This window comes from Microbacterium insulae (assembly GCF_042677065.1).
Taxonomy (GTDB): domain Bacteria; phylum Actinomycetota; class Actinomycetes; order Actinomycetales; family Microbacteriaceae; genus Microbacterium; species Microbacterium insulae.
In genome coordinates, this window is sequence record NZ_JBHTII010000002.1 from 565,522 (window position 1) to 590,323 (window position 24,802).

At 70.6% G+C, this 24,802-nt stretch carries 23 protein-coding genes and 1 pseudogene; 8 read left to right on the forward strand and 16 right to left on the reverse strand.

The window, feature by feature from the left end:
- Positions 1 to 65 precede the first annotated feature (65 nt).
- Together ffh and ACFQ0P_RS15310 are read right to left on the reverse strand one after the other, a co-directional pair.
- Positions 66 to 1,622: a signal recognition particle protein gene (ffh, locus tag ACFQ0P_RS15305; RefSeq protein WP_204979499.1), complete on the reverse strand. Its 1,557-nt coding sequence runs from the start codon at positions 1,620 to 1,622 to the stop codon at positions 66 to 68.
- Between the two features lie 48 nt (positions 1,623 to 1,670).
- On the reverse strand, positions 1,671 to 2,672 hold the full coding sequence (locus tag ACFQ0P_RS15310; RefSeq protein ID WP_204979500.1) for a TetR family transcriptional regulator: 1,002 nt from the start codon (positions 2,670 to 2,672) through the stop codon (positions 1,671 to 1,673).
- 81 nt (positions 2,673 to 2,753) lie between these two features.
- Between ACFQ0P_RS15310 and lipB the strand changes: the two are divergent.
- Both lipB and lipA read left to right on the forward strand, forming a co-directional pair.
- A pseudogene (gene lipB / locus ACFQ0P_RS15315) lies at positions 2,754 to 3,398 on the forward strand (lipoyl(octanoyl) transferase LipB); the annotation flags it as partial.
- Complete coding sequence (lipA, locus tag ACFQ0P_RS15320; protein WP_204979502.1) at positions 3,395 to 4,420, forward strand: lipoyl synthase; 1,026 nt, start codon at positions 3,395 to 3,397, stop codon at positions 4,418 to 4,420. The pseudogene lipB and the gene lipA, both read left to right, overlap by 4 nt.
- 105 nt (positions 4,421 to 4,525) lie before the next feature.
- Here lipA and ACFQ0P_RS15325 read toward each other — a convergent pair whose 3' ends face one another.
- The 3 genes from ACFQ0P_RS15325 to smc all read right to left on the reverse strand — a co-directional run bounded on the left by ACFQ0P_RS15325 (position 4,526) and on the right by smc (position 9,560).
- Positions 4,526 to 5,026 carry a DUF2004 domain-containing protein gene (locus tag ACFQ0P_RS15325; protein ID WP_204979503.1) on the reverse strand — a complete coding sequence of 167 codons (501 nt, stop codon included), beginning with the start codon at positions 5,024 to 5,026 and terminating at the stop codon, positions 4,526 to 4,528.
- Positions 5,027 to 5,113: 87 nt separating this feature from the next.
- Positions 5,114 to 5,986, reverse strand: coding sequence for a signal recognition particle-docking protein FtsY (gene ftsY / locus ACFQ0P_RS15330; protein ID WP_204979504.1), 873 nt, complete (start codon positions 5,984 to 5,986; stop codon positions 5,114 to 5,116).
- Positions 5,987 to 6,011: 25 nt separating this feature from the next.
- Complete coding sequence (smc, locus tag ACFQ0P_RS15335; RefSeq protein ID WP_204979505.1) at positions 6,012 to 9,560, reverse strand: chromosome segregation protein SMC; 3,549 nt, start codon at positions 9,558 to 9,560, stop codon at positions 6,012 to 6,014.
- A gap of 528 nt (positions 9,561 to 10,088) precedes the next feature.
- Here smc and ACFQ0P_RS15340 point away from each other — a divergent pair.
- The 3 genes from ACFQ0P_RS15340 (at position 10,089) to ACFQ0P_RS15350 (ending at position 12,600) form a co-directional block, all read left to right on the forward strand.
- Positions 10,089 to 10,346, forward strand: coding sequence for a hypothetical protein (locus ACFQ0P_RS15340; protein ID WP_204979506.1), 258 nt, complete (start codon positions 10,089 to 10,091; stop codon positions 10,344 to 10,346).
- A gap of 86 nt (positions 10,347 to 10,432) precedes the next feature.
- Positions 10,433 to 11,506, forward strand: a complete 1,074-nt coding sequence (locus tag ACFQ0P_RS15345; protein ID WP_204979507.1) for a GNAT family N-acetyltransferase — start codon at positions 10,433 to 10,435, stop codon at positions 11,504 to 11,506.
- Entirely contained in the window at positions 11,503 to 12,600 is a 1,098-nt protein-coding gene (locus tag ACFQ0P_RS15350; protein ID WP_204979508.1) for a GNAT family N-acetyltransferase, read from the forward strand. Before ACFQ0P_RS15345 ends, ACFQ0P_RS15350 begins: the two co-directional genes overlap by 4 nt.
- Positions 12,601 to 12,610: 10 nt before the next feature.
- Here ACFQ0P_RS15350 and mutM read toward each other — a convergent pair whose 3' ends face one another.
- Genes mutM through ACFQ0P_RS15380 form a run of 6 tightly spaced genes read right to left on the reverse strand, consistent with a single transcriptional unit; the run spans position 12,611 to position 17,754 of the window.
- Complete coding sequence (mutM, locus tag ACFQ0P_RS15355) at positions 12,611 to 13,522, reverse strand: bifunctional DNA-formamidopyrimidine glycosylase/DNA-(apurinic or apyrimidinic site) lyase (RefSeq protein WP_204979509.1); 912 nt, start codon at positions 13,520 to 13,522, stop codon at positions 12,611 to 12,613.
- Positions 13,515 to 14,216 carry a ribonuclease III gene (gene rnc, locus ACFQ0P_RS15360; protein ID WP_204979510.1) on the reverse strand — a complete coding sequence of 234 codons (702 nt, stop codon included), beginning with the start codon at positions 14,214 to 14,216 and terminating at the stop codon, positions 13,515 to 13,517. Before rnc ends, mutM begins: the two co-directional genes overlap by 8 nt.
- Before the next feature lie 15 nt (positions 14,217 to 14,231).
- Positions 14,232 to 14,441, reverse strand: a complete 210-nt coding sequence (rpmF, locus tag ACFQ0P_RS15365) for a 50S ribosomal protein L32 (RefSeq protein ID WP_127818873.1) — start codon at positions 14,439 to 14,441, stop codon at positions 14,232 to 14,234.
- 2 nt (positions 14,442 to 14,443) lie between these two features.
- Positions 14,444 to 14,998 carry a YceD family protein gene (locus ACFQ0P_RS15370; protein ID WP_204981446.1) on the reverse strand — a complete coding sequence of 185 codons (555 nt, stop codon included), beginning with the start codon at positions 14,996 to 14,998 and terminating at the stop codon, positions 14,444 to 14,446.
- A gap of 59 nt (positions 14,999 to 15,057) precedes the next feature.
- The gene (coaD, locus tag ACFQ0P_RS15375; protein ID WP_204979511.1) at positions 15,058 to 15,555 is read right to left on the reverse strand and encodes a pantetheine-phosphate adenylyltransferase; all 498 of its coding nucleotides are present in this window, start codon (positions 15,553 to 15,555) and stop codon (positions 15,058 to 15,060) included.
- Between the two features lie 36 nt (positions 15,556 to 15,591).
- A complete protein-coding gene (locus ACFQ0P_RS15380) occupies positions 15,592 to 17,754 on the reverse strand; it encodes an ATP-dependent DNA helicase RecG (protein WP_204979512.1) in 2,163 nt (720 codons plus the stop codon).
- Positions 17,755 to 17,830: 76 nt separating this feature from the next.
- On the opposite strand from ACFQ0P_RS15380, the gene ACFQ0P_RS15385 reads away from it, so the two are divergent.
- Together ACFQ0P_RS15385 and rsmD are read left to right on the forward strand one after the other, a co-directional pair.
- Positions 17,831 to 18,412 (forward strand): 1-acyl-sn-glycerol-3-phosphate acyltransferase, encoded by a 582-nt coding sequence (locus ACFQ0P_RS15385; protein WP_204979513.1) that lies wholly within the window; start codon positions 17,831 to 17,833, stop codon positions 18,410 to 18,412.
- Positions 18,413 to 18,434: 22 nt separating this feature from the next.
- Positions 18,435 to 19,001 carry a 16S rRNA (guanine(966)-N(2))-methyltransferase RsmD gene (gene rsmD, locus ACFQ0P_RS15390; protein ID WP_204979514.1) on the forward strand — a complete coding sequence of 189 codons (567 nt, stop codon included), beginning with the start codon at positions 18,435 to 18,437 and terminating at the stop codon, positions 18,999 to 19,001.
- A 1-nt stretch (position 19,002) separates the two neighbouring features.
- On the opposite strand, the gene thiL is transcribed toward rsmD, so the two are convergent.
- Entirely contained in the window at positions 19,003 to 19,992 is a 990-nt protein-coding gene (gene thiL / locus ACFQ0P_RS15395; RefSeq protein WP_204979515.1) for a thiamine-phosphate kinase, read from the reverse strand.
- A 55-nt stretch (positions 19,993 to 20,047) separates the two neighbouring features.
- Between thiL and ACFQ0P_RS15400 the strand changes: the two genes are divergently transcribed.
- Positions 20,048 to 20,527 carry a DUF3515 family protein gene (locus tag ACFQ0P_RS15400; RefSeq protein WP_204979516.1) on the forward strand — a complete coding sequence of 160 codons (480 nt, stop codon included), beginning with the start codon at positions 20,048 to 20,050 and terminating at the stop codon, positions 20,525 to 20,527.
- A gap of 3 nt (positions 20,528 to 20,530) precedes the next feature.
- Here ACFQ0P_RS15400 and ACFQ0P_RS15405 read toward each other — a convergent pair whose 3' ends face one another.
- The 4 genes from ACFQ0P_RS15405 to murA are packed head-to-tail and all read right to left on the reverse strand — an operon-like array spanning position 20,531 to position 24,782.
- Entirely contained in the window at positions 20,531 to 21,622 is a 1,092-nt protein-coding gene (locus tag ACFQ0P_RS15405; protein WP_204979517.1) for a D-alanine--D-alanine ligase family protein, read from the reverse strand.
- Positions 21,522 to 22,658 carry an NAD(P)H-dependent glycerol-3-phosphate dehydrogenase gene (locus ACFQ0P_RS15410; protein WP_204979518.1) on the reverse strand — a complete coding sequence of 379 codons (1,137 nt, stop codon included), beginning with the start codon at positions 22,656 to 22,658 and terminating at the stop codon, positions 21,522 to 21,524. Before ACFQ0P_RS15410 ends, ACFQ0P_RS15405 begins: the two co-directional genes overlap by 101 nt.
- Positions 22,648 to 23,418, reverse strand: coding sequence for a lysophospholipid acyltransferase family protein (locus tag ACFQ0P_RS15415; RefSeq protein WP_378772926.1), 771 nt, complete (start codon positions 23,416 to 23,418; stop codon positions 22,648 to 22,650). Before ACFQ0P_RS15415 ends, ACFQ0P_RS15410 begins: the two co-directional genes overlap by 11 nt.
- Positions 23,415 to 24,782, reverse strand: a complete 1,368-nt coding sequence (gene murA, locus ACFQ0P_RS15420) for a UDP-N-acetylglucosamine 1-carboxyvinyltransferase (protein ID WP_204979519.1) — start codon at positions 24,780 to 24,782, stop codon at positions 23,415 to 23,417. The genes ACFQ0P_RS15415 and murA overlap by 4 nt, the downstream gene beginning before the upstream one ends.
- Between the last annotated feature and the right edge of the window lie 20 nt (positions 24,783 to 24,802).

Genomic DNA, 24,802 nt, shown 5'->3' on the forward strand with positions numbered 1-24,802 from the left:
GCGCCGAAACGCTGTCTCCCCCACCGTAGCGAACCGGAGCAGGATCGGGGACGCGTGCGCGCGGGTCAGCCCTTGCCGAGCATCTTCTGCAGCTCGGCGAGGTCCGCCTCGCTCGGTCCGCCCTGTGCGCCGCCGAGGCCGAAACCCGACCCGGTGGGTGCGGCGGGGGCGGCAGCGATGCCGGCGTTCTCGGCGGCGCGCTTGGCCGGGTTGCCCGACCGCGAGCCCTTGGCCTTCTGCTGCTTGCCGCGCTTGGCCGAGGCGCCCGGTCGTCCGGCGCCGGGAATCGGCCCCATGCCGGGGATGTTGGGCACCCCGCCGCGCGCAACGGTCTTCATCATCTTGGCCGCCTGATCGAAACGCTGTACGAGCTGGTTGACGTCGGTCACCGTCATCCCCGAGCCGCGGGCGATCCGCAGTCGGCGAGAGCCGTTGAGCACCTTCGGGTTGCGACGCTCGACCGGGGTCATGGAGCGGATGATCGCCTCGGTGCGATCGATCTCGCGCTCGTCGAAGTTCTCGAGCTGGTCCTTCATGGATCCCATGCCGGGGAGCATCCCCAGCATCTTCTTCATGGAGCCCATCTTCTTCATCTGCTGCATCTGCTCGAGGAAGTCCTCGAGCGTGAAGGTCTCGGTCGCGATCTTCTCGGCGACCTTCATCGCCTCCGCCTCGTCGAACGCCTGCTGGGCCTGCTCGATGAGGGTGAGGATGTCGCCGAGGTCGAGGATGCGGCTCGCCATGCGATCCGGGTGGAAGGCCTCGAGGTCGTCGAGCCCCTCGCCCGTGGAGGCGAAGATGATCGGCCGCCCGGTGACCGAGGCGACCGACAGCGCCGCACCGCCGCGGGCATCGCCGTCGAGCTTGGACAGCACGACCCCGGTGAAGTCGACGCCGTCTTGGAACGCTTTGGCGGTGTTGACGGCGTCCTGACCGATCATCGCGTCGATGACGAACAGCACCTCGTCGGGGTCGGTGGCCTTGCGGATGTCCGATGCCTGCTTCATCAGCTCGGCGTCGACGCCGAGGCGCCCGGCGGTGTCGATGATGACGACGTCGTGCTGCTGACGGCGGGCGACCTCGACTCCGTCGCGCGCGACGCGCACGGGGTCTCCGACGCCGTTACCGGGCTCGGGTGCGTAGATCGCGGCGCCGGCGCGCTCGGCGACCACCTGGAGCTGGTTCACGGCGTTGGGACGCTGGAGGTCGGCGGCGATGAGGAGCGGCGTGTGGCCGTCCTTCTCGAGCATCTTCGCCAGCTTCCCGGCGAACGTCGTCTTGCCGGAGCCCTGGAGTCCGGCGAGCATGATGACGGTGGGCGGGTTCTTGGCGAACCGGAGTCGGCGCTGCTCGCCGCCCAGGATCGCGACGAGCTCTTCGTTGACGATCTGCACGACCTGCTGGGCGGGGTTCAGCGCCCGATTGACCTCGTCCCCCAGCGCCCGTTCGCGCACCTTGGCGGTGAATTCCTTCACCACCGGCAGCGCGACATCCGCGTCGAGCAGGGCGCGGCGGATCTCGCGCACGGTGCCGTCGACGTCGGCGGGCGTGAGCTTGCCCTTGGTGCGCAGATTGCGGAAGGTCTCGGTGAGCCGGTCGGAGAGAGTGCCGAATGTCGCCATGGTTCCCCGATTCTACGCGAGCGGATGCCGCATCCCGGCGCGGCGAGGTCAGTCGGCCGGTTCGGGCCCGAGCTCCTGGAACAGGGTGAGCTGCAGGTCGGCGGGACCGCGCAGACGGGCGTTCAGCGAGCGCCACGGCGTGAGGCGGACGGATGCCTCGACCTCGGCTCCGGCATCCGACAGGCGTTCGGCCGCGGACGCGGTGTCGTCGACTTCGAGCGCGATCCGGATGCGCTCGCTCGGCGCGTCGCCGTCGGTCTCGACGCGGTCGATGAACGCGACCTGGCCGGGGTTGGCGATCTCGAGCGTCGCCCGCCCGGCATCGAGGATCGCCACCCGCGCGCCACCCTCTGCCTCGTACGCCTCGGCCTGCGGCATCCCCACGACGTCGCGGTAGAACGCGAGGGTGTCGTCGAAGTCCGGAGCCTGCACCACAACGCGCAGCTGGCGCACGGCGCCGCGCGTGTGCGACACATCGATCCCCGAGGCCGCGTCGGCGGCGCGCGCGAGGAAGCGCACGAGCGAGGTCACCCCCGCGCCGTCGTGGGACCACGCCTCGATCGCGGAGAGGACCGCCCCGCCCCACGCCGCGCCCGCGACGTCGGCGCGCAGCCGATCGGCTCCGCCCCGTGAGAGACGCGCCGCGACCGTGTGCGCGATGCGCGAGCGCCGGAGCGAGGCCTCGCGCTCCAGTTCGGCCTCGAGCCCCATTGCCGTCGCGTTGACGACGGCGAGAGCCAGGCTGTCCGGCGCGAACCCCGAGGCGATGTCGAGGACCGCGGCGCGCACGGCTGCCGAGGCATCCTCGCCGTCGTCCGCCGCGAGGCGTGCGTCGAGGAGGTCCAGCCGCTCGTCGAGGCCCGCCCAGAGGATGTCCGACTTCGAGCCGAAGTAGTTGAAGAAGCTCGAGCGGCTCACGCCGGCGCGCGTCGTGATGTCGGCGATCGACGTCTGTTCGAAGCCCTTCTCGAGGAAGAGCTCGCACGCCGCCTCGGCGAGCGTCGCGCGCGAGGAGGCCTTGGGCCTGCCGACCCGTCCCGTGCTGCTCATGCCCACACGTTAGCGGTGCACCCGGACGGCGGCGTGGTGGCGTAATCTTGGACGCGATCCAGAAATAGCCGCGAACGAAGGAGCGTCGTGCTCGCCATCCAGACGATCGGCCTCGCCCCCGACTACGTTCCCTACCTCGACGGCTGGAGTCTGCAACGCCGTCTCCACGCCGAGATCGCGTCCGGTGAGCGGGACGACACGCTCCTGCTCCTGGAGCACGAGCCCGTGTACACCGCGGGCGCGCGGACCGCCCGGCACGAACGTCCGACCGACGGCACGCCGGTGATCGATGTCGATCGCGGCGGCAAGATCACGTGGCACGGTCCCGGACAGCTCGTCGGCTACCCGATCGTGCGGCTCGCCGAGCCTGTGGACGTCGTCGCTCACGTGCGCCGCCTCGAGCATCTGCTCATCGAGGCCCTCCGCGAGCACGGGGTCACGGGCTACCGGGTCGAGGGACGGAGCGGCGTGTGGGTGCGCCGCCCGCTCGGCGAGGACAAGGTGGCCGCGATCGGCGTTCGGGTGCAGCGTGGTGTGACGATGCACGGGTTCGCGCTCAACTGCGACAACACTCTCGCGGGGTTCCGCGGCATCATCCCGTGCGGCATCACCGACGCGGGCGTGACGACGATGAGCGAGATCCTGGGCGCGGATGTCTCACCCCGGGACGTCGTGGGGACGGTGTCGCGGGTCTTCGCGGCCGATTTCGCGGCGGTGGCGGCATGAGTGCATGCGGAACCGGCGCAGCCGCACCGTCGACCGGCCCCGACGGGCGCAGGCTCCTGCGCCTGGAGGTGCGCAATGCGCAGACGCCGATCGAGCGCAAGCCGGAATGGATCAAGACCCGCGCGAAGATGGGGCCCGAGTACCAGGCTCTCCACTCGCTGGTGAAGACCGAGGAGCTGCACACGGTCTGCCAGGAGGCGGGGTGCCCGAACATCTACGAGTGCTGGGAGGACCGCGAGGCCACCTTCCTCATCGGCGGCTCGCAGTGCACACGACGGTGCGACTTCTGCCAGATCGACACCGGCAAGCCCGCGGACTACGACACCGACGAGCCGCGGCGCGTCGCGGAGAGCGTCGTGCGCATGAACCTGCGCTACGCGACGGTGACGGGAGTCGCACGAGACGACCTTCCCGACGGCGGTGCCTGGCTCCACGCCGAGACGGTCCGTCAGATCCACGCGATGAATCCCCACACCGGCGTCGAGATCCTCGCGACGGATTTCAACGGCGACCCGTCCCTGCTCAATGAGGTGTTCGACAGCCGCCCCGAGGTCTTCGCCCACAACGTCGAGACCGTCCCGCGCATCTTCAAGCGCATCCGGCCCGCGTTCCGCTACGAGCGCTCCCTGGACGTGCTCACGCAGGCCCGCGCCGCCGGCCTCATCACGAAGTCGAACCTCATCCTCGGCATGGGCGAGGAACCCGAGGAGGTGGTGCAGGCTCTTCAGGACCTGCACGACGCCGGGACCGACATCATCACGATCACGCAGTACCTGCGCCCCTCGCCGCGGCACCTCCCCGTGGCCCGCTGGGTCAAGCCGGACGAGTTCGTCGCCTTCAAGGCCGAGGCGGAGCGCATCGGGTTCCTCGGGGTGCTGGCCGGGCCGCTGGTGCGGTCGTCCTATCGTGCAGGCCGGCTGTGGGCGCAGTCCGTGCTCTCGAAGGGACGCGACATCCCGGCGCACCTCTCCCACATCGCCGAAGGCGTCGACGTCGAGGCCGGGTTCGCGCAGGCGGTGTAACCGCCGGGGCGAACGGCCCGGTTGTCGAGTGCGCCCGAAGGGCGTGTATCGAGACACGCGCAGGCCGTGTGACGCCCTGGGCCGGTGCTGCTGCGCGGCGGGTGGTCACTCCGCGCTGGTGACCGTGAGCACTCCGCCCTCGGAGTCGAGGTTCACCAGCAGCACGTCGTCGGTCGCATCCGGGTCCAGCGCGTACTCGAGGACGGCGAACGGATCCGAGCCGCCGTGCTCATCCGCGAGGATCGTCATGCTCATGAGCTGGAGCGAGCGGATGACGTCGATGTGCACGTCGCCCGAGATGTCGACCAGCAGATCCTCGAGGTCCTCGCCGAGCGTCTCCTGCTGCTGGAGGATGTACTCCGTCACTTCGCTCGTGCGATCGCTGAGCTCGTTCACCATGGCGTTGCGGGCGCTGCGGTCGATGTCCTCGATCGCGGAGATGAGTCCCGCGGCGACGTCCAGCGCCGCTTCCGAGACGTCGTCCTGATCCGGCGCGGTGAGGTCGACCGTGACGGACTGATCCCCCAGCTCGACGTTCTCGGACCAGAAGATCGACCCGTCCGGGCCGGATTCGAGGAGTCCGAAGTAATCGTGCTCGATCGCCATGCCCCCATGAAACCAGCCCGCGCGCCCACACGATAGTCCTGCCCCCGTGTGGCGCGAATCCGTTACACGCGCGACATCCGGGATGGTTCAGTCGACCAGCGCCGAGGCGAAGACGTGGGGGGTGAAGCCCGTGAGATCGCCGATGCCCTCGCCCTGCCCGAGCAGCTTCACGGGGATCCCGGTACGCTCCTGCACGGCCAGCACGAATCCGCCCCTGGCCGAGCCGTCGAGCTTCGTGATGACCAGCCCGGTGACCCCCGCGTGCTCGAGGAACGCCTGGGCCTGCATGACCCCGTTCTGGCCGGTCGTGGCATCCAAGACGAGGAGCACCTCGCTGATCGGCGCCTGCTTCTCGATCACGCGCCGGATCTTCGTGAGCTCGTCCATGAGCCCGCCCTTGGTGTGAAGCCTCCCCGCCGTATCGACGAGCACGATCTCGGTGCCGGTGCGCTTGGCGAACTCGATGGTCTGGAAGGCGACGGATGCCGGATCCTGCCCTTCCTGCTGCGGGCGGACGATCGCGGCGCCACCCCGCTCCGCCCACGTCGCTAGCTGGTCGACGGCCGCCGCACGGAAGGTGTCGGCGGCTCCGACGACGACCGATCGCCCGTACCGCTGCAGGAATTTGGCGAACTTGCCGATCGTGGTGGTCTTCCCCACGCCGTTCACCCCGACGACGAGGACCACGGCGGGTCGTTCGGTGAGCCGCAGCGTCGTGTCGAACTTCGCGAAGTGCTCCTCGAGCGTCTCCTTCAGCATGCGCTGGAGGTCGCGGGGGTCGGTCGTGCGATAGCGCTCGACCTTCTCGCGAAGCTCGTCCACGATGCGCTCGGTGATGTCGGGACCGAAGTCGGCCGTCAGCAGGGCCGTCTCGAGGTCGTCCCACGTGGTCTCGTCGATGGTCGGCTTGACGAACATTCCGCGCAGCGCGCGGCCGAGCGACCAGGAGCTCTCTGCCATGCCTCCAGCCTATGGCGCGGGAGTCTCAGCTCGCCGCGCGCTCGGCGAGCCTCTGGCCGACGACCGCCGACACGCCGTCCTGGCGCATCGAGACGCCGTACAGCGCGTCCGCGATCTCCATCGTCCGCTTCTGATGGGTGATGACGATGAGCTGGCTCGAGGCGCGGAGCTGCTCGAACACCCCGAGAAGCCGACCGAGGTTCGCGTCGTCGAGCGCCGCCTCGACCTCGTCGAGGATGTAGAACGGGCTCGGACGGGCTTTGAAGATGGCGGTCAGCAGCGCGACGGCCGCGAGCGATCGCTCTCCGCCGGACAGCAGCGAGAGGCGTTCGATCTTCTTGCCGACCGGTCTCACGGAGACCTCGATCCCGGTGGTGAGCGGATCATCGGGGTTCGTGAGGGAGATGCTCCCCGACCCGCCGGGGAAGAGGATCGGGAACACCTCGCCGAACGCGGTCCTCGTGTCTTCGAAGGCCGCGAGGAAGATGGTCTGCATGCGCTCATCGAGTTCCTCGATGATCGTGAGCAGGTCCTGTCGGGTCTGGGTGAGGTCCGCCAGCTGCTCGGTGAGGAACTTGTGCCGCTGCTCGAGCGCGGCGAACTCCTCGAGCGCGAGCGGGTTCACGCGTCCGAGCTGAGCGAGCTTCCGCTCCGCCTCGTGAAGACGCCGTCGTTGCTGCGACCGGTCGTACGGGATGGATGCCTCGGCCGGAACATCGCTCTCGATACCCGACTCCTCGGCGCCGGCGGCGACAGGAATCGGCTGATCCGGGCCATATTCCGAAACGAGAATCTCCTCGTCGAGGCCTAGCTCGGATTGGGCGCGTTCCACGAGTCCGGAGACGTGCAGGCGCTTCTCGTGGATCTGGAGCTCGAGGCTGTGGACGCTCTCGGTGAGCCCCGCCAGTCGCTCGCGCGTCTGCGCCTCCTGGCGTCGGAGTTCGGCGAGCTCCGCCGTGAGCGCCGTGCGCTCGGATTCGGCCTGCGCGAGTTCGACGCGCGCCTGCACCAGCGACCGCTCGACCGAGTCGAGCACCGCGGGCAGCTGTGCGGCGACGCCGGCGGCCGTCTCGCGCTGGGCGCGCCGCACCACGGCGCGTCGCGCCGCTTCGGCCGCAGCGACGCGCTCGCGTTCGCGTTGACGCTCGAGAGCTGCGACGCGCGCCTCGCCCGCCCGGATCCGCTCCTTCAGCGTCTCGACATCCAGGCGCGCCCGCATCTCGGCGTCCCGCGCGGCCTCCAGCGAGGCGAGCATGCCGTCGCGGGCGGACGCATCGAGGATCGGGCGCGGCGCTTCGAGAGCCGACGTGAGCTGGTCCTCGGCCGAACGCGCGGACGCTTCGGCTTCGTCGACGGCGGCGGCCGCCTGCGCGAGACCCGCCGCCAGCCGGTCGCATTCCGCCACGGCCGCCTCGTGACGAACGGTGACGCGGTTGACCTGCTCGGTGTGCGCCGCGAGAGCGGCGTCGTGCTCGCGCAGCGTCGTGAGCGCGGACTTCGTCCGCTGGCGTGCCGCCTCGAGACCACGGGTCGCATCGGCGAGGGCCTCGCGCAGCGAGTCCGCGACGACGGTGATCTCGTCCCGGCGCTCGGCCGCGGCATCCCGCTCCGCCGCCAGCTCGAGGCGCGAGCGGCCTTGACCCGAGCCCGCGCGCACCGTGTACTCGGTCACGACCTCGCCCGCGCGCGTGACCACGGTCACCGGACCGCCCACCGGGGCGGCAGCCAGGAGGGAGCCCGCGGCGATCGCCGCGTCGAGATCGTCGGCGACGACGACGTGCGACAGGATGCCGAGCACGCCGTCGGGCGCCGAGACGACGTCGCGCGCCGGGACGACGCCGGCGATGACCGGGAACTCCGGCCTGGTCACGGCAGCTTCCGCGACCGCGATGTCAATCGTGCCGAGGTCGCCGTCGCGGGCGAGCCGCGCCGTCGCGACGGCCTCATCGCGGCTGCCGACCAGGACGCCCTCGACGAGCGGACCGAGGGCGGCGGCGATCGCGGCTTCGTATCCGGCCGTGATCCGGACCGAGTCGCCCAGCAGACCGCGAACCCCCGCCGCGCCGCGCGCCACGATCTCGGCCGCGGCGTTCTTGCCGTCCAGGGCTCGCCCGAGGGCCGATGTCTGCGCCGTCAGCGCCTCGATCTCCCGCTCGGCAGCATGGAGCCGCTCGCGCAGCGTGCCGACCGTGGACTCCGCCTCGGTCGCCTCTCGCTGCGCCCGATCGTACTCGCTGGCGTACTGGGCGGCCGAGCCCTCGGGCACGAGGTCCGGATCGACGCCGGCCAGGGCCTCCTCGGCCTCCGCTCGACGCGCCAGCGCCGCGTCGAGCGCGCGCTGCTGCCGCTCGACACCTGCTCGGACAGCGGCGAGAGCGGATGCCGCGGCCTCCGCCGTGCCGCGGAGAGCCGTGATGCGCATGTCATGCTCGGACACCAGGGCGCTCTGCGCGGCGATGTCGGTGTCGAGGGCGTCGAGCTCGGCCCGCGCGCGGACGACCTCTCGCGAGGCCTCGGCCGCGGCATCCTGCGCGCCACCGAGCCCGTCGCCGATCTCGTCGATCTCGGCGCGCGCCTCGTCGATCGCGGCCTGGGAGACCGTCGTCAGCTCGATGCGCCCGTCGTCCTCCGCTTCGCCCAGCAATGCGAGGCGCTGACCGGCGAGAGCGTAGAGGCCGCGAAGTCGCTCCTGCACCCGCTCGAGTCCGTACGCGACACGCCGCGCCTCGTCCACGATCTCGGACCGCTGCTCCGTCTCGAGCTGCTCCATGCGTCCGCGGACGTTCTCGAGCTGATCCTGCAGCACGAGTCGTTCGGCATGGCGCTCCTGCTCGCTGCGGGAGTGGGCGGCGAGCTCGGCGCGCAGGCCCACGATCTCGTCGGCGAACAGTCGGGCCTTGGCGTCGCGCACGACGGCGGCGATCGTCGCCGCTTCACGCGCGATCTCGGCCTGCCGGCCGAGTGGCTTCAGCTGGCGTCGCAACTCTCCCGCGAGGTCGCTCAGCCGCGTGAGGTTGGCCTCCATGGCTTCGAGCTTGCGGAAGGTCTTCTCCTTGCGACGGCGGTGCTTGAGGATGCCGGCGGCCTCCTCGATGAAGCCGCGCCGATCCTCCGGCGATGCCTGGAGCACGGTGTCCAGTCGGCCCTGGCCCACGATCACGTGCATCTCGCGCCCGAGGCCCGAGTCGCTCAGCAGCTCCTGCACGTCGAGGAGTCGGCACACCTCGCCGTTGATCGCATACTCGCTCGCACCGTTCCGGAAGAGGGTTCGGCTGATCGTGACCTCGGTGTACTCGATCGGGAGGGCGCCGTCGCTGTTGTCGATCGTCAGCTGCACCTCGGCACGGCCGAGCGGCCCGCGTGTCGCGGTGCCCGCGAAGATGACGTCCTCCATCTTGCCGCCGCGGAGGGTCTTCGCCCCCTGCTCGCCCATCACCCAGGCGAGCGCGTCCACGACATTCGACTTGCCCGAGCCGTTGGGCCCGACGATGCAGGTCACTCCGGGCTCGAGCGCGAACGTGGTCGGCTGGGCGAACGACTTGAACCCTTTGAGCGTCACGCTCTTCAGGTGCATCCGTTCGCCTCCGCGCTCACGCCCGCCCCGGCCGGGGACACCCGATGATCGTCGGGCGTCCCCAGGCTACCGGAGCACGGCGACGCTCCCGGGAGGCGAGGCCGGGGCGCCGGGGATGTCCCGACCCGCCGCGACACGCCCGTCGTCCCCCGAATCTGCAAGAATGCTTGACGCGACCTGGCAAACCACGCTAGTGTCACTGCTCGCGTCTGAAGTCGAGAAAGGAGGTCCCGAGATGATGCACATGAACACCACTGGAGTCACCGCCCCCACCGGCGGAATCGCGACTCGTCTGTGCGCCTTCGGGACCGTCTCCTTCGGCGCCTTCCAGAACAGCGGCTTCCACACCGCCGGCTGACCCCCGCAGGGGAGAACTCTGCCCGTTCGCGGGCATGATCCTCCTGCGCCGCCCCGTCTCCGGGTGCTGAGCGCGCATCCTGCCATCCGCCCGTCGTGCTGCGGCATGACATCCCCGCCCGACCGCGCGCGGTTCCGGGCATCCACCTCCCTCCACGGAAGAGATCCACCATGAACACCACACTTCTCGCGCCGCAGCGCCCGTCGGGCATCCCCGATACGCTGCGGCTCCCGAGCCGCGACACCCGGACCACGCTCCTCGACCGCATCGCACTCCACATCGGACTGCGGCTGCTGATCTGGGGCACGCGGTCCCCACGGCTCGCCGACGACCGCGAGCGCCACGCTCGCGCCCGCCGTGCGCACGAGGCCAACGCCGCGCGCCAGCACGGATACCTCCGCGAGGCACTCCTCGCGCCCCGGCCATGACGGCCACCGGGGTCCGCCGACCCGCACCCGGCTCGGCGGACCCCACCCCCTCGACATCCGAAATCATCGCGAAAGACGCAACGACCATGAACACCCTCACCGACATCGAGTTCCGCCCGCTCGTGATCCCCGCATCCATCGACGCCCCCGACGCCGCCGACTTCCTCGAGATGGTCCGCGTGCGCAACCTCGTGTACCGCCAGATCTCCGGTCACGACGACCACGCCATCGCCGCCGACGAGCTGCTCCCCCACTTCGCGCCGAGCGAGTACGAGGAGCGGAACATGTGGATCGTCGTCGACGGCGACGCCGTCATCGGACGCGCCGCCATCGACTTCCCGCTCGAGAACGACTCGAAGGTCGGGTTCTGGCTGATCGAGCTCCAGCAGGATTCCTGGAGCCGCGGCATCGGCACGGCCGCGTACGAGCTCATCGAGCGCACTGCGCGTGATCGCGGCCGCTCCGTGCTTCAGTCCTGGGCGGAGCATCCGGCTGCCCTCGGACCGACCCTCGCCCCGCCGACGGGCTTCGGCACGATTCCCGAAGATCACGCCGCTCGCTTCTTCCTGCGCCACGGCTATTCGCTCGAACAGGTCGAGCGCAACAGCGCCTTCGACCTCACGGCACCGTTCGACACCGTCGAGCGGCTTCTCGCCGAAGCTCGCGCGGCCTCGCCCGAGTATCGCGTCGTCCAGTGGTTCGCCCCCACGCCGGCCGAGTACGTGGACGGATACGCCTGGATGAAGTCGCGCATGGTCACGGATGCGCCAGCGGCCGGGCTCGAGTTCGACGAGGAGACCTGGGATGCCGCGCGCATCGCCGAGCACGACGCCAAGTACGTCGGTCGCACGATGCAGGTCACGGCCGCCCAGCACATCGCCACCGGCGAACTGTGCGCGTTCAACGAGCTCGTCATCGGCAAGGACCGCACCGAAGCCAGCCACCAGGAGGACACCCTCGTCCTCAAGGAGCACCGCGGGCACAAGCTCGGCACGCTCGTCAAGTGCGCGGGGCTTCTGTCGTGGCGCGAGGTCGCTCCTCTGTCGCCTCGCGTCATCACCTACAACGCCGAGGAGAACCGGCCCATGCTCGACATCAACGAGGCGATCGGGTTCGCGCCGATCGCGTACGAAGGCGCCTGGAAGAAGGTCCTGTCATGAGCGATCTCGCATCGCCCGCCACCCTCGTCGTCCATCCCATCGCCGTCCCCGACTCGGTCGACGCCCCCGATGCCGGTCCGTTCCTCGAGATGGTTCGCCTCGCCAACGCGGTGTGCCTCGCGGACGCCGGACACGACTACCTGCGCGAAGAGCCCGAGGAGATGCTCGGCTTCTTCCAGGACCAGTCGGACTGGACGCAGCTCGCTTTCCTCGCCGAGCGAGACGGCAGGGCGATCGGCGCCGTGAAGATGATGATCTCGAAGGAGCCCGGCACGACCGCGCTCGAGTTCGATCTCATGACCGATCCCGACCGCTGGGGCGAGGGGGCCGGGGAGGCGCTGCTCGGCGAGGTGGAGCGCGTCGCGCGCGAGCGCGGCCTCTCCGTCATCCAGACGTGGACACTCCACCGACCCTCGCAGCCCGGCGAGCTCCGGCCGTCGACGGGGTGGGGCGCGGTTCCGGCGAGCGACCGTCAGACGCTCTTCGCGACCGAGAACGGCTTCACATTGGAGCAGGTCGAGCGCAACAGCGTCTTCGATCTCACGGGAGACTTCTCGCTGGTCGAGCGGATGCTCGCGGAGGCCGTCGACCATGCGGGACCGGACTACCGGAGGGTGGAGTGGACCGCGCCGACGCCCGAGCACCACCGGGAGGGATTCGCACGGGTGCTCGCTCGCATGTCGACCGACGCACCGCAGGGCGGCATGGTGGTCGAGGAGCAGCACTGGGACGCCGCCCGCGTGGAGCGGCGTGACCTGCGCCAGCAGCGTCAGGGTCTCACCGTCTCGGTGGCCGCCGTCGAGCACGTGCCCACCGGGACCATCGCGGCTTACAACGAGCTCGTGATCTCGGAGGATCGCACCGGAGCGACCCAGCAGTACGGCACCCTCGTGCTCACCGAGCACCGCGGGCGTCGGCTGGGCACGATCGTGAAGTGCGCGAACCTGCTCCGGTGGCGCGAGCTCGTGCCGGAGTCGCCGCGCGTGTCGACTTTCAACGCCGAGGAGAATCGGCACATGCTCGACATCAACGAGGCGATCGGGTTCGTCCCCGCCTCGTATGCCGGGGCGTGGAAGAAGCTGCTCGACCTCTGATCAGGCCGCGCTAGCGCGGCATCCGCTGGCAGTGAGCGCAGAAGTGGCTCGAGCGGTTGGTGAACGACACGCGCACGATCGGACGGCCGCACCGCGGGCAGGGCTCGCCGGTGCGGCCGTACGCGTTGAGGGAGTGAGCGAAGTAGCCGGCCTGCCCGTTGACGTTGACGTATTGCGAGTCGAAGCTCGTGCCACCCTCGGCGAGTGCCTTCTCGAGCACCTGCCGGATCTCGGCGAGGAGGCGGCCCACGGTGCGGCTGGACAGGTCGCGCGCCACCGCCTCGGGGTGGATCCGCGCCGCCCACAGCGCTTCGTCGGCGTAGATGTTGCCGATGCCGCTGACGACGGTCTGGTCCAGGAGCACGCGCTTGACGGCGGAGGCCTTGCGCCCTAGTGCGCGGCGAAAGGCCGCGTCCGAGAAGGCCGGATCGAGAGGGTCGCGGGCGATGTGCGCCACCTGACGAGGGAGGGATGCCGCGTCCGTGCCGAAACCGCCGGGCGCGCCGTCGGCGGTGGGCACGAGTTCGTCGACCGCGAGCGAGCCGAAGGTCCGCTGATCGGCGAACACGACGGCGATCTCGCCGTGGACGGGATGAGAAAGATCGAGCCGCACGCGCTCATGCCTCTCCGGGGCGGCGCCCGGGGCGCGCAGCAGGAGCTGCCCGCTCATGCCCAGGTGCCCGACGATCGCTTCGTCGGGGGCTCCTGGGGCTCGCGTATCCAACGGCATCCACAGGAACTTGCCGCGCCGGGCGGCTCCCTGGATCACCCGCCCCGTGAGCACGGACTCGAAGTCCGCTCCCCCGCCGTCGTGACGCGTGAGGGCCCGCTCGTCGAGAACGGTGACCGCCAGGATCGTCGCGCCCGTCACCGCGGGTGCGAGGCCGGATCGGACGACCTCGACCTCGGGAAGCTCAGGCACGCCCGCTGAGCTCCTGCCAGGCGCGCAGTGCGGCGGACATCTCCGCCGTCTTCTTGCTCGAGCCGACGCCCTCGGCCGTCACGTCGCCCACCGCGACGATCGCCGTGAATCGACGATCGTGGTCGGGTCCGGTCGACGAGACCGAGTAGGCGGGGGGCTGCACCCCGCTGCGTGCGGCGAGCTCCTGAAGGCTCGTCTTGGGATCCATCGCGGCGCCATAGCGCTCGGGGTCGGCCAGCAGCGGCTCGACGAGTCTCAGGACGAGGGCGGTCGCGGCATCCGGACCCGCCGACAGGTAGGCCGCGCCGATGACGGCCTCCATCGTGTCGGCGAGGATCGAGTCCTTGTCGCGACCGCCGGTGAGATCTTCGCCGCGCCCGAGCCGCAGGTGAGCGCCCAGCCCGATGCCGCGCGCGATCTCTGCCAGTGCGACCGTCGACACGACGCTCGCACGGCGCTTGGCGAGCGCCCCCTCTTCGAGTTCGGGGTGCGCGGTGAACAGGCGAACCGTGACGGCCTGGCCGAGGACGGAGTCGCCGAGGAACTCGAGCCGCTCGTTGTGGGGCACCTGGCCGTTCTCGTATGCCCACGAGCGGTGCGTGAGAGCAAGCGACAGAAGCTCGGGGTCGATGTCGACCCCGAGCTTCTGCGTGAGTTGGGTGAGCGCGCGGCGCTCAGCGATGACGTCGGTCACGTCGCCGGTGGGCGATCAGACGTCGGCGACCTTGCGGCCCTTGTACTCGAGGAACAGCTCCGTGCCCTGCGAGTCGGTGACGACCTTCGCCTGGTGAGGACGGCTGTAGACGACCTTGCCGTTCTCGACCGTCTTGACCAGCGTGGGGGCCTCGGCCTTCCACTGCGCGCGACGCGAGCGCGTGTTGGAACGGGAGACCTTCCGCTTCGGGGGGTTGCCTGCCATAGCTAGCTCTCTTCTGTGTTCTCGACGTCTGGGCGCGGTGCTTCGTCGTCGTGGTCTGTGGTGTAGCCCTGGAGCGCGGCCCAGCGAGGATCGAGGGGCTCGCGCTGCTCTGTGCCGGTGCTCGTGGTCATCCGCTCACCCGTGGCCGGATCGAGGCCGGGGCAATCCGGCTGACACACCGGCTGAAACGGAAGCGACAGGACGATCGCATCCCTGACCAGAGTTTCAAGATCCACGTGGTCGTCTTGAACCTCGAAGTCAGTTGCTTCGTCCCCAGGATACGCGAAAAGCTCCTGAAACTCGACTTGGACGCCCTCGGCGATGTCGGTGAGGCACCGGCCGCAGACTCCGCTGTACTCCGCGTCGGCGGTTCCCGACACGAGAATCCCCTCGTGCACGGACTCCAGGCGCACGTCCAGATCGACCGGGGACTCCGCCGGGACCGACACGAGACCCTCGCCCCATTTCTCGGGGGCGGGCACCTCGAACTCGAACTCCCGCATCTCGCCGGGGCGATGAACGATGTCGCGGACGCGGATCGAGAAGGGACCCGTCACATGCTGTCTGACCACGGTCACCCATCGTAGCCGTGGCCCGCTGTGCACGGCCCGAGCGCTCAGATGTCGCGTGCGCCGGTGTCGAGGAAGCGCGCGACGGCCGGTGGGACGAACGGCGCCACATCGCCGCCGAGCGACGCGACCTGGCGCACGAGCGAGCTCGACACGAGTGCATGCGCCGGATCGGGCAGGAGGAAGACGGTCTCGACGTGCGCGAGGTGCCGGTTCACGATGGCCATGGGAGTCTCGTACGCCACGTCGACCTGCGACCGGATGCCCTTCACCAGCACGCCGGCGTCGACATCCGTGGCGTAGTCCACCAGCAGGCCCATGCTCCACGAGGCGACCACGACATCGCCCTCGATGTCGCTCTCCTCGATGGACTGTTCGAGCAGCGACAGCCGCTGGGCGATCGGCAGCATGGCCTCCTTGCCCGGGTTGTGCACCACGAGGACGTGCAGCTGATCGTAGAGCGACGCCGCACGGCGGATGACGTCGAGATGACCGAGGGTCGGCGGATCGAAGGATCCGGGGACGACGGCGATCCGGCTGTTCATTCGGCCAGCCTATCGGCCGCGGCAGGACCGTCGCCGTCAGCTCTTGGCGAGAGCCGCCCGTTCCTCGGCTCCCACACGCCGCTCGAGCGCGGCGGACAGTCCCGGGTGCCGCGCCAGGGCGGGATCGTCGGCGAGCACGCTCTCGGCCGCCGTGCGCGCTTCCGCGATCACGTCGGCGTCCTTCACCACCCGCAGGAGTCGCAGCGAGGAGCGCGCACCCGACTGCGCGTCGCCGAGGACGTCGCCTTCGCCGCGCAGCTCGAGATCCACTTCGGCGAGCTCGAAGCCGTCGAGCGTCGCGGCGACCGCCTCAACGCGCTGACGCGCGGGGGACCCGGCGGATGCCTCGGTCACGAGCAGGCACAGCCCGGGGACGCCCCCTCGCCCGACGCGGCCGCGCAGCTGGTGCAGCTGGGAGACGCCGAACCGGTCGGCCTCGAGGATCGCCATCGTCGACGCGTTCGGGACATCCACTCCGACCTCGACGACGGTGGTCGCCACGAGCACCTGGACCTCGCCGCGCGCGAAGGCCTGCATGACGGCGTCCTTCTCGTCGGAGGGCATCTTGCCGTGCAGGATCTCCACGCGGATGTCGGCGAAGGCCGGATGCCGCGACAGCAGCTCGCCGACCTGGACGACGCCCCACCGCATGCGGCTCGACTCGCCCTCGTCCGAACCCGCGGGTTCGTCGGCCGTGTCGTCCTTGGTCAGAGCCTCGGCGTCGATCGCCGCGCAGACGACGAACGCCTGCCTTCCGGCGGCGATCTCCTCGGCGATGCGCTCCCACACCCGGCCGAACCATCCCGGTCGCTCGGCAAGAGGGGCGACGAATGTCTGGATGCCCGCACGACCCTGCGGCATGGTGCGGATCGTCGAGACATCGAGGTCGCCGAAAACCGTCATCGCCACCGTTCGCGGGATCGGCGTGGCGGTGAGCACGAGCGCGTGCGGCGAGGACCCCTTGGCGCGCAGCGACTCGCGCTGATCGACGCCGAAGCGGTGCTGTTCGTCGACGACGACGAGCCCGAGATCGGCGAAGGTCGTGCTCTCGCTCAGGAGGGCGTGGGTCCCGACGACGATCCGGGCCTGACCGGACGCCGCCCGGAGGGCCGCCTTACGCCGCTCCGCGGCCGGCAGCTGCCCGGTGAGCAGTGTCGGCATGAGTTCGGGCGCGAGCTGCGGGCCCAGCATCCGCGCGATCGAGCGGACGTGCTGGGCGGCCAGCACCTCGGTCGGAGCGATGAGCGCGGACTGACCGCCACTTTCGGCCACCTGGAGCATCGCGCGGAGGGCGACGAGCGTCTTTCCCGAGCCGACCTCACCCTGCACGAGGCGGTTCATCGGCCAGTCGCCCTGGAGGTCGCGCTCGACCTGCTCGCCGACGCTCACCTGGTCGGGGGTGAGGGGGAACGGCAGCGCGTCGTCGAACTTCGCCAGCAGGGGGCCCGGTGCGCGGGGCGTCGCCGACAGAGCGCGCACGAAAGCCCGCTGCTGAAGCAGGGCGACCTGCAGGACGAACGCCTCGTGCATGCGCAGCGTTGCCCTCGCCGGCTCGATCTGCTCCTCGAAGTCGGGACGGTGGATGCGCTCGATCGCGGTCCGGGCCTCCAGCAGGCCCTCTCTCGCGCGCAGTTCATCGGGCAGGGGGTCTTCGACGGGGCCGAGCCCGTCGAGGACGAGATCGACGATCTTCTTGATCTGCCAGCTGGCCACGGTGCTCGTCGCGGGATAGATCGGGATCGGCAGGTTGGCGTTCGCCTCGGCCGTCAGGCGTGCCGTCGCCTCGTCGTCGAAGAGCTCGTAGTCGGGGTGAGTGAGCTGCTTCGTACCGCGGTACTCCCCCACCTTGCCCGCGAAGATCCCGCGGCGTCCGGGCTGGAGATCCTTGATGCGCCAGGACTGGTTGAAGAACGTGAGCGACAGATCGCCCCGACCGTCGCTGATGACCACTTCGAGGATCGAACCCCGGCGGTTCTGCATCCGCCGCTCCCCCGCTCGGCGCACCTCGGCCACGATCGTCACCGGCTCCCCGACGGGCAGCGACGAGATCGGCGTCAGCTCGCCGCGCTTGGCGTACCGGCGCGGATAGTGCGACAGCAGGTCTCCTACGGTTCGCATGCCGAATGCGCGCTCGAGCGCCGACGCCGTCTTGCCGCCGACCGCGCCGTCCAGGCGCGACTCGAGGGTGAACGACGGCATGGGACGAGTCTAGGGATGCCCGGCGACGGCGCACCCTCGCCGGAGAACCCCAGCCACGTGGCGTACGGTTGCTCGCATGCTCCGGCGACTCGTCTCCCGCGTGTTCTGGGCGTTCAGCCGCTGGAAGCTGACCTCCGAGCCCGCCCCCACCCGACCCACCATCCTTCTGGGCGTGCCGCACACCTCGAACTGGGACTTCGTGCTGATGCTCGGCATCGCGTGGCGGCTGGGGCTGAAGATGCGCTGGCTCGGCAAGTCGAGCCTGTTCCGCGGTTGGCGCGGTCCCGTCATGCGCGCGCTCGGCGGTATCCCGGTCGACCGCTCGGACCCCTCGCGGGTCGTCGCCGACGTCGTCGCCCGCATCCGCTCGGGAGAGACGTTCGGTCTCGTGGTGACACCCGAGGGCACGCGCGGCGGAGGCGGGATGTGGAAATCCGGCTTCTACCGGATCGCCCGCGAGGCCGGTCTCCCCGTGACGCTCGGCTACGTCGACCGCACGACCATGACCACCGGGCTCGGCCCGACGATCGACCTCACGGGCGATGTGGCCGCGGACATGGATCGCATCCGCGCCTTCTACGCCGACAAGTCCGGGGTGCGTCCGGAGCGGCGGACCGAGCCGCGTCTCCGCGAGGAGGGCACCGCCGCCGGGTTGTGAGTGGCCCGGCTATCGTGGGCGTGTGACCCGCATCATCGCCGGCCGGGCCGGTTCGCTCACGCTCGAGGTGCCCGATGCCGGGACACGTCCGACGAGCGACCGGGTGCGTGAGTCGCTCTTCGGCGCCTTGGAGTCCGCCGATGCGCTGCGCGGCGCCGCCGTGCTCGACCTCTACGCGGGCTCGGGCGCCCTGGGTCTGGAGGCGGTGAGCAGGGGCGCCGCACGCGCCGACCTCGTCGAGAAGTCGCCACGCGCGGCATCCATCGTCCAGCGCAACGCCGCGAAGGTGCGCAAGGCCGTCGCGCGGGAGGTCGATCTCGCGGTGCACCGCGCGTCGGTCACCGCCTTCCTCCAGACGCCCCGCGGCCCCTTCGACCTCGTCTTCCTCGACCCGCCCTACGACGTGGGCGAGGCCGAGCTCACGACCGCGCTGGGACTTCTCGTTCCTTCGCTGGCACCGGGGGCGATCGTCGTCATCGAGCGCGCCTCGCGCTCTCCGGAGCCGTCGCTGCCTGAGGGCCTGACCGCAGACCGCTCCAAGCGCTACGGCGACACCGCGCTGTGGTGGGCCGCCGCGGCCGGCGACTGACTCAGCCGGTCCGCGCGTCCCAGTCCTGGTAGGGGTCCCACCCGCCGCGCCCGTCGTGGGGGCGGCCGTCGACGAGCACCGCGTGCTCGCCGCGTTCCTCGACGCGGCCGATCGCCCGGAAACCCTCGGCGGGGGTGCCGGGGAAGGTCGCGAGGAGCGCGTGGTCCTCACCGCCGGCGAGTGCGCGCGCGCTATCGGCGCCGAGCACGGCGGCGTCGATGTGGAGGGTGACGCCGGATGCCTCCGCCATCCGGGACGCGTCGAGCACGAGGCCGTCCGACACGTCCATCATCGCGGTGGCCCCTGCCCCGGCGGCGAGCGGACCGAGCGCCAGCGGTGGCGCGGGCCGCAGTTGCGCCGCCAGATCTGCGGCCTCGTCGGCGCCGAGCACGCTCGGGTCCACCGCGATCGGGGCGCCCGAGGCATCCCGGAACCGGTCGAACAGGATTCCCAGACCGCGTGCGGCCCGGCCGAGCTCCCCCGCCACCGCGACGACGTCGCCCGGCCGCGCTCCCGAGCGGAGGACGGGCGCTCGGCCGTCGAGCGACCCCAGCGCCGTGACGGCGAGAGTGAGGGTGTCCGAGACCGTGAGGTCTCCCCCCTCGACACCGCAGCCCGGCGCGAGTGCGTCGCACGCTGCGCGCAGCCCCGCAGCGATCTGCTCCACGAACGACAGCCGGGTGGCGTCGGGCATCGCGAGCGCCACGAGCAGCGCCGTCGGGCGCGCGCCCATCGCCGCGACATCCGCGAGATTCACCGCCGCCGCCTTCCAGCCGAGGTCGAACCCGCTCGACCACGCGAGCCGGAAGTCCGGACCGTGGACGAGCGTGTCCACGGTCGCCACCACGCGTCCGTCCGGAGCGGCCAGCACCGCCGCGTCGTCCCCGGGGCCGACCTCTGCGCGAGAGCCATCGAGCTGCTCCAGGATCCGACGCAGGACGGCGCCCTCGGACAGGTCTCCGACGGCGGGATCCGGATGCGGGGAGCTCATCGCTCCACGCTACCGCCGGGGCATCCGCGCACCACACGCGGGTTAGCCTGGAGGGGTGCCCCGTCCGTCCCGCGTCGCGTCCGCCGTCCTCGTCCTCGTCGCCGCCGTCGGCGTCACCGGATGCTCCACGACGGTGTCGATGGACCCCGCCCCGGACGCGAACGACCCCGCGTGCGCGGAGGTGACCTCCCGCCTTCCCGGTTCGCTCGCGGGCGAGCCGCGGCGCTGGACCGACGCGCAGGCCACCGGCGCGTGGGGCGATCCGGCTGCGGTCCTGCTCACGTGCGGCGTCGAGCCGATCGGCCCGACGACACTCCCCTGCCAGACGGTCAACGGCGTGGACTGGGTGATCGACGAGTCGGAGGCACCCCGTTACCGCGTGACGAGCTTCGGCCGGGTTCCCGCGGTCGAGGTGTACCTCGACAACGACGTCGTGTCCAGCGCCGACGTTCTGGACTCCCTGTCGGTCCTCGTGGCCCGGCTTCCCACCGACGGGGCGACGTGCCTCGCCCGTGAGGACGCGACCGCCGGCTGAGCGCTACGCCGAGCGCTCGAGCGCCGTGTCGATCAGTTCGGCGACCAGCTCGGGGTAGGTCATCCCCGAAGCGATCCAGCACGTGGGAAACATCGAGATCGGCGTGAACCCCGGCATCGTGTTGACCTCGTTCACGAAGAACTCGGTGCCGGTGTAGAAGAAGTCGACGCGGGACAGGCCCTCGCCGCCCAGCGCCTCGAAGGCCTGGGCCGCGATCCGCTGCATCTCGGCCAGTTCGGCGTCCCGCAGATCGGCGGGACACACGAGATCGATTCCCGGCGCATCGAGGTACTTCGCCTCAAAGTCGTAGAAGTCCCGGCCCGACACGACGATCTCACCCGCGACGCTGACGCGCGGCTCCCCGCCGTCGCGCCCGGGAAGGACGCCGCACTCGAGCTCGCGGCCCGTGACCCCCTGCTCGACCAGGACGGTGTCGTCCTCGGCGAACGCGGTCTCGAGCGCGGCGTCGAGCTGGTCCCACTCGGAGACCTTCGACACGCCCACGCTCGAACCCGCGCGGTTCGGCTTGACGAAGACCGGAAGGCCCAGGGACCGCATCCGCCGCCGCCACAGGTCGGACCGGCGGCTCAGCTCGCCCCGGGTGACGGCGACCCAGGGCACGACCGCGACGCCGGCAGCCTTGAGCACGCTCTTGGCGACGTGCTTGTCCATGCCGATCGCCGACATGAGGACTCCCGCGCCGACGTACGGGAGGCCGAGGAGCTCGAGCATCCCCTGGATCGTGCCGTCCTCCCCGAATCGACCGTGGAGGATCGGGAAGACGACGTCGACGTCACCGAGCGAGCGCACCGAGCCGTCCGCGTCGACCACCCGCAGTTCACGGGTCAGGGTCGAGTCCGGCCACAGGATGCGCGTGCCGTTGTCGACGACCTCGGGGAGCCGCGCGGCATCCAGCGCGAACTTGTCGGGGTCGTCGTCCTCGAGCACGAACGCGCCGTCGCGCGTGATCCCGATCGGGATCACGCGGTAGCGATCACGGTCGATCGCCCGCAGCACCCCGCCCGCCGTGGCGGAACTGATCGAGTGCTCGCTGGATCGACCGCCAAAGAGCACCGCCACCGCCGGCCTGTCCATTCTGCGTCCTCTCGCCCTTCGGGGTGTCGTCGTCCGTCGTCAGATGCGGCGCGATGTCGCGCGGATTCATCGTCCCGTCCAGCACCATCTTGACCTGCTCCACGATCGGCATGTCGACGCCCACCTCGCGAGCGAGCTGGAGCACGGGCGCGACCGAAGCCAGCCCCTCCGCCGTCTGGTTCATCTGCTTGACGACGTCGTCGAAGCGGTAACCCTGGCCGAGCAGCCGCCCTGCGGTGTTGTTGCGGCTGAGGGGCGACTGGCACGTCGCGATGAGGTCCCCGAGCCCGGCGAGGCCCTGCAGCGTCTCGGGGTGCGCGCCGAACGCCACCGCGAAGTCGGTCATCTCGACCAGTCCGCGCGTGATGATCGACGCCTTCGTGTTCTCGCCGTAGCCGACGCCGTCGACGATGCCGATCGCGACGGCGATCAGGTTCTTCAGCACCCCGCCGAACTCCGTGCCGATCACGTCCGTGTTGACGAAGGTGCGGAAGTAGGCGTTGCGCGCACGGCGCGCCACGGCGTCGGCGGTCTCCTGGCTCGTTGACGAGATCACGGCGGCCGTCGGCTGCTCGCGTGCGATCTCGAGCGCGAGGTTCGGCCCGGACGCCACCGCGATGCGGGCGGGGTCGCAGTGCAGCTCCTGCTCGATGACCTGGCTCATTCGGAGCCCGGTGCGGCGCTCCACCCCCTTCATGAGCGACACGATCGGCACGTCCGTGCGCGACACGAGCGGCCTGACCGCCTTGAGGTTCTGCCTCACAGCCTGGCTCGGGATCGACAGGTACACCTGCTCCGCACCATCGAGCGCCTCGGAGAGGTGATGCGTGGCGTGCATCGTGCGAGGCAGATTGATCCCGGGGAGGTACTCGCTGTTGCGCTTGCCCTCCTGGATCTCGCTGGCGAGCTCGGGGCGACGCGCCCACATCATGACGTTCGCGCCCCCGTCGGCGAGGATCTTGCCGAACGTCGTCCCCCAGCTGCCGGCGCCGATGACGGCGACCCGGGGGCGCGCGGCATCCGTTCTACGACTCAAGGCGGCCCGTCTCCTTCTGACCGTGGTCGGCCGGGTTCCAGCGCTCGGCCGGAGCCGGTTCGCCGCGCAGCCCCGACAGGAGGCCGGAGATCTCGGCCATGAGGACATCGGTGGCCGCGACGAGGGTCGCGGGCTGAGACGCCGTTCGCTCGTACGCCGAGAGGTCGACCGGGTCCCCGACGACCACGCTCACGCGGCGACGCAGCGGCCACAGCTTCAGCTTGCCGTAACGGGGCAGCACCTGCTCCGCGCCCCACTGCGCCATCGGGATGAGCGGGATGCCGCCCGCCAGCGCGAGCCGGACGGCACCGGTCTTGCCGCGCATCGGCCACAGGCCGGGGTCGCGCGTGAGCGTGCCCTCCGGGTACACGATCACGCCGCGGCCGTGACGGACGAGCGTCTCGGATGCCTCGAGCGTCGCTCGCGACGCGGCAGCCGAGGTCGACCGGGCCACGGGGACCATGCCGGTCACGCGCAGCACCCAGCCGAGCACCGGAACGCGGAAGAGGCTCTCCTTCGCCATGAAGCGCGGGGCGCGGCCCATCCGCCACACGGCCAGGGCGATGACGATCGGGTCGATCTCGCTGGCGTGATTGGGAGCGAGCACGTAGGCACCTTCGCGCGGCAGCTTGTGCCGGTCGCGGATCTCCACCTTGAACAGCAGGCTGGCCAGCGGCACGACGATCGCGGCGAGCGGCCAGAAGATGCTGGGGCGCGTCTTCTCCGGCGAAGCGCGCAGTCGTCCGGTCGTCACGGCTATCCGATGACGTCGAAGTCGGCGCCGAGCGCCTCGAGCTTGGCTAGGAACTTCTCGTATCCGCGGCGGATGATGCCGACGTTGCGCACGATCGACTCCCCTTCGGCGGCGAGGGCGGCGATGACGTAGCTGTACCCGCCCCGGAGGTCGGGCACCACGACGTCGGCGCCGTGGAGCGGCGTGGGGCCCGTGATGACAGCGGCCTGCTCCAGCTCGCGACGAGGCACGCGGCGATCGGGCGCCTCGATGCCGTGCGGATGCACAACGATGTCGGCGCCCATCTGGTTGAGGGCGGTGGTGAAGCCGAGTCGGTTCTCGTACACCGTCTCGTGCACGGTCGAGCGTCCGTCCGCCTGGGTGAGCGCCACGATGAGCGGCTGCTGCCAGTCGGTCATGAACCCGGGATGCACGTCGGTCTCGACCACGACGGGCTTGAGGGCGCCGCCGCGCCGGAACTGGATGCCGTCCTCGTGGATGTCGAACCATCCGCCCGCCTTGCGGTAGACGTTGAGGAAGGTGAGCATCTCCTGCTGCTTGGCCCCGCCGACGAAGATGTCGCCGTCGGTCGCGAGCGCCGCGCAGGCCCAGGACGCTGCCTCGTTGCGGTCGAAGATCGCACGGTGGTCGTACCCGCGCAGCTCGTCGACCCCCTCGATGAGGATGACGCGGTTGGGCTCGTACGAGATGATCGCGCCCATCTTCTGCAGGACGGCGATGAGGTCCATGATCTCGGGCTCGATCGCGGCGTTGCGCAGCTCGGTCGTGCCCTTCGCCTTGACGGCGGTGAGCAGCACCTGCTCGGTGGCGCCCACGCTCGGGTACGGCAGCTGGATGTTCGCACCGTGGAGACCGTCGGGGGCGGTGATCCGGATGCCCTCGTAGCTCTTGTCGACGATCGCGCCGAACGCGCGCAGCGCATCCATGTGGAAGTTGATCGGACGGTCGCCGATCCGGCATCCTCCGAGGTCGGGGATCAGCGCCTCGCCCAAGAGGTGAAGCAGCGGACCGCAGAACAGGATCGGGATGCGCGAAGCTCCCGCGTGCGCGTCGATCTCTTCGAAGTGCGCCGACACCGCGCCGCTGGGGTCGAGATGCAGCGTGCCCTCTTCGTCGCCGTCGTCGACGCGGACGCCGTGCACCTCGAGCAGCGAGCGGACCACCTGGACGTCGCTGATGTCGGGGACATCGCGCAGCGTGCTCGTCGTCTCTCCCAGCAGCGCCGCCACCATCGCCTTGGTGACGAGGTTCTTCGCGCCCTTGACCTCGACGCGCCCCGACAGGGGACGCCCTCCGCGGATGGCGAGGACCTCGCCGGCCGGTTCGCTCCCTGCGGGGGTGCTGGGCGTAACGCTGAGAGCGGACTTCATCCGGTGGACCTCACTTGTGT

Coding starts and splice junctions, on each gene's coding strand:
- ffh (WP_204979499.1), bottom strand. CDS start 1,622: ATGGCGACATTCGGCACTCTCTCCGACCGGCTCACCGAGACCTTCCGC.
- ACFQ0P_RS15310 (WP_204979500.1), bottom strand. CDS start 2,672: ATGAGCAGCACGGGACGGGTCGGCAGGCCCAAGGCCTCCTCGCGCGCG.
- lipA (WP_204979502.1), top strand. CDS start 3,395: ATGAGTGCATGCGGAACCGGCGCAGCCGCACCGTCGACCGGCCCCGAC.
- ACFQ0P_RS15325 (WP_204979503.1), bottom strand. CDS start 5,026: ATGGCGATCGAGCACGATTACTTCGGACTCCTCGAATCCGGCCCGGAC.
- ftsY (WP_204979504.1), bottom strand. CDS start 5,986: ATGGCAGAGAGCTCCTGGTCGCTCGGCCGCGCGCTGCGCGGAATGTTC.
- smc (WP_204979505.1), bottom strand. CDS start 9,560: ATGCACCTGAAGAGCGTGACGCTCAAAGGGTTCAAGTCGTTCGCCCAG.
- ACFQ0P_RS15340 (WP_204979506.1), top strand. CDS start 10,089: ATGAACACCACACTTCTCGCGCCGCAGCGCCCGTCGGGCATCCCCGAT.
- ACFQ0P_RS15345 (WP_204979507.1), top strand. CDS start 10,433: ATGAACACCCTCACCGACATCGAGTTCCGCCCGCTCGTGATCCCCGCA.
- ACFQ0P_RS15350 (WP_204979508.1), top strand. CDS start 11,503: ATGAGCGATCTCGCATCGCCCGCCACCCTCGTCGTCCATCCCATCGCC.
- rpmF (WP_127818873.1), bottom strand. CDS start 14,441: ATGGCAGGCAACCCCCCGAAGCGGAAGGTCTCCCGTTCCAACACGCGC.
- coaD (WP_204979511.1), bottom strand. CDS start 15,555: ATGAACAGCCGGATCGCCGTCGTCCCCGGATCCTTCGATCCGCCGACC.
- ACFQ0P_RS15380 (WP_204979512.1), bottom strand. CDS start 17,754: ATGCCGTCGTTCACCCTCGAGTCGCGCCTGGACGGCGCGGTCGGCGGC.
- ACFQ0P_RS15385 (WP_204979513.1), top strand. CDS start 17,831: ATGCTCCGGCGACTCGTCTCCCGCGTGTTCTGGGCGTTCAGCCGCTGG.
- thiL (WP_204979515.1), bottom strand. CDS start 19,992: ATGAGCTCCCCGCATCCGGATCCCGCCGTCGGAGACCTGTCCGAGGGC.
- ACFQ0P_RS15405 (WP_204979517.1), bottom strand. CDS start 21,622: ATGGACAGGCCGGCGGTGGCGGTGCTCTTTGGCGGTCGATCCAGCGAG.
- murA (WP_204979519.1), bottom strand. CDS start 24,782: ATGAAGTCCGCTCTCAGCGTTACGCCCAGCACCCCCGCAGGGAGCGAA.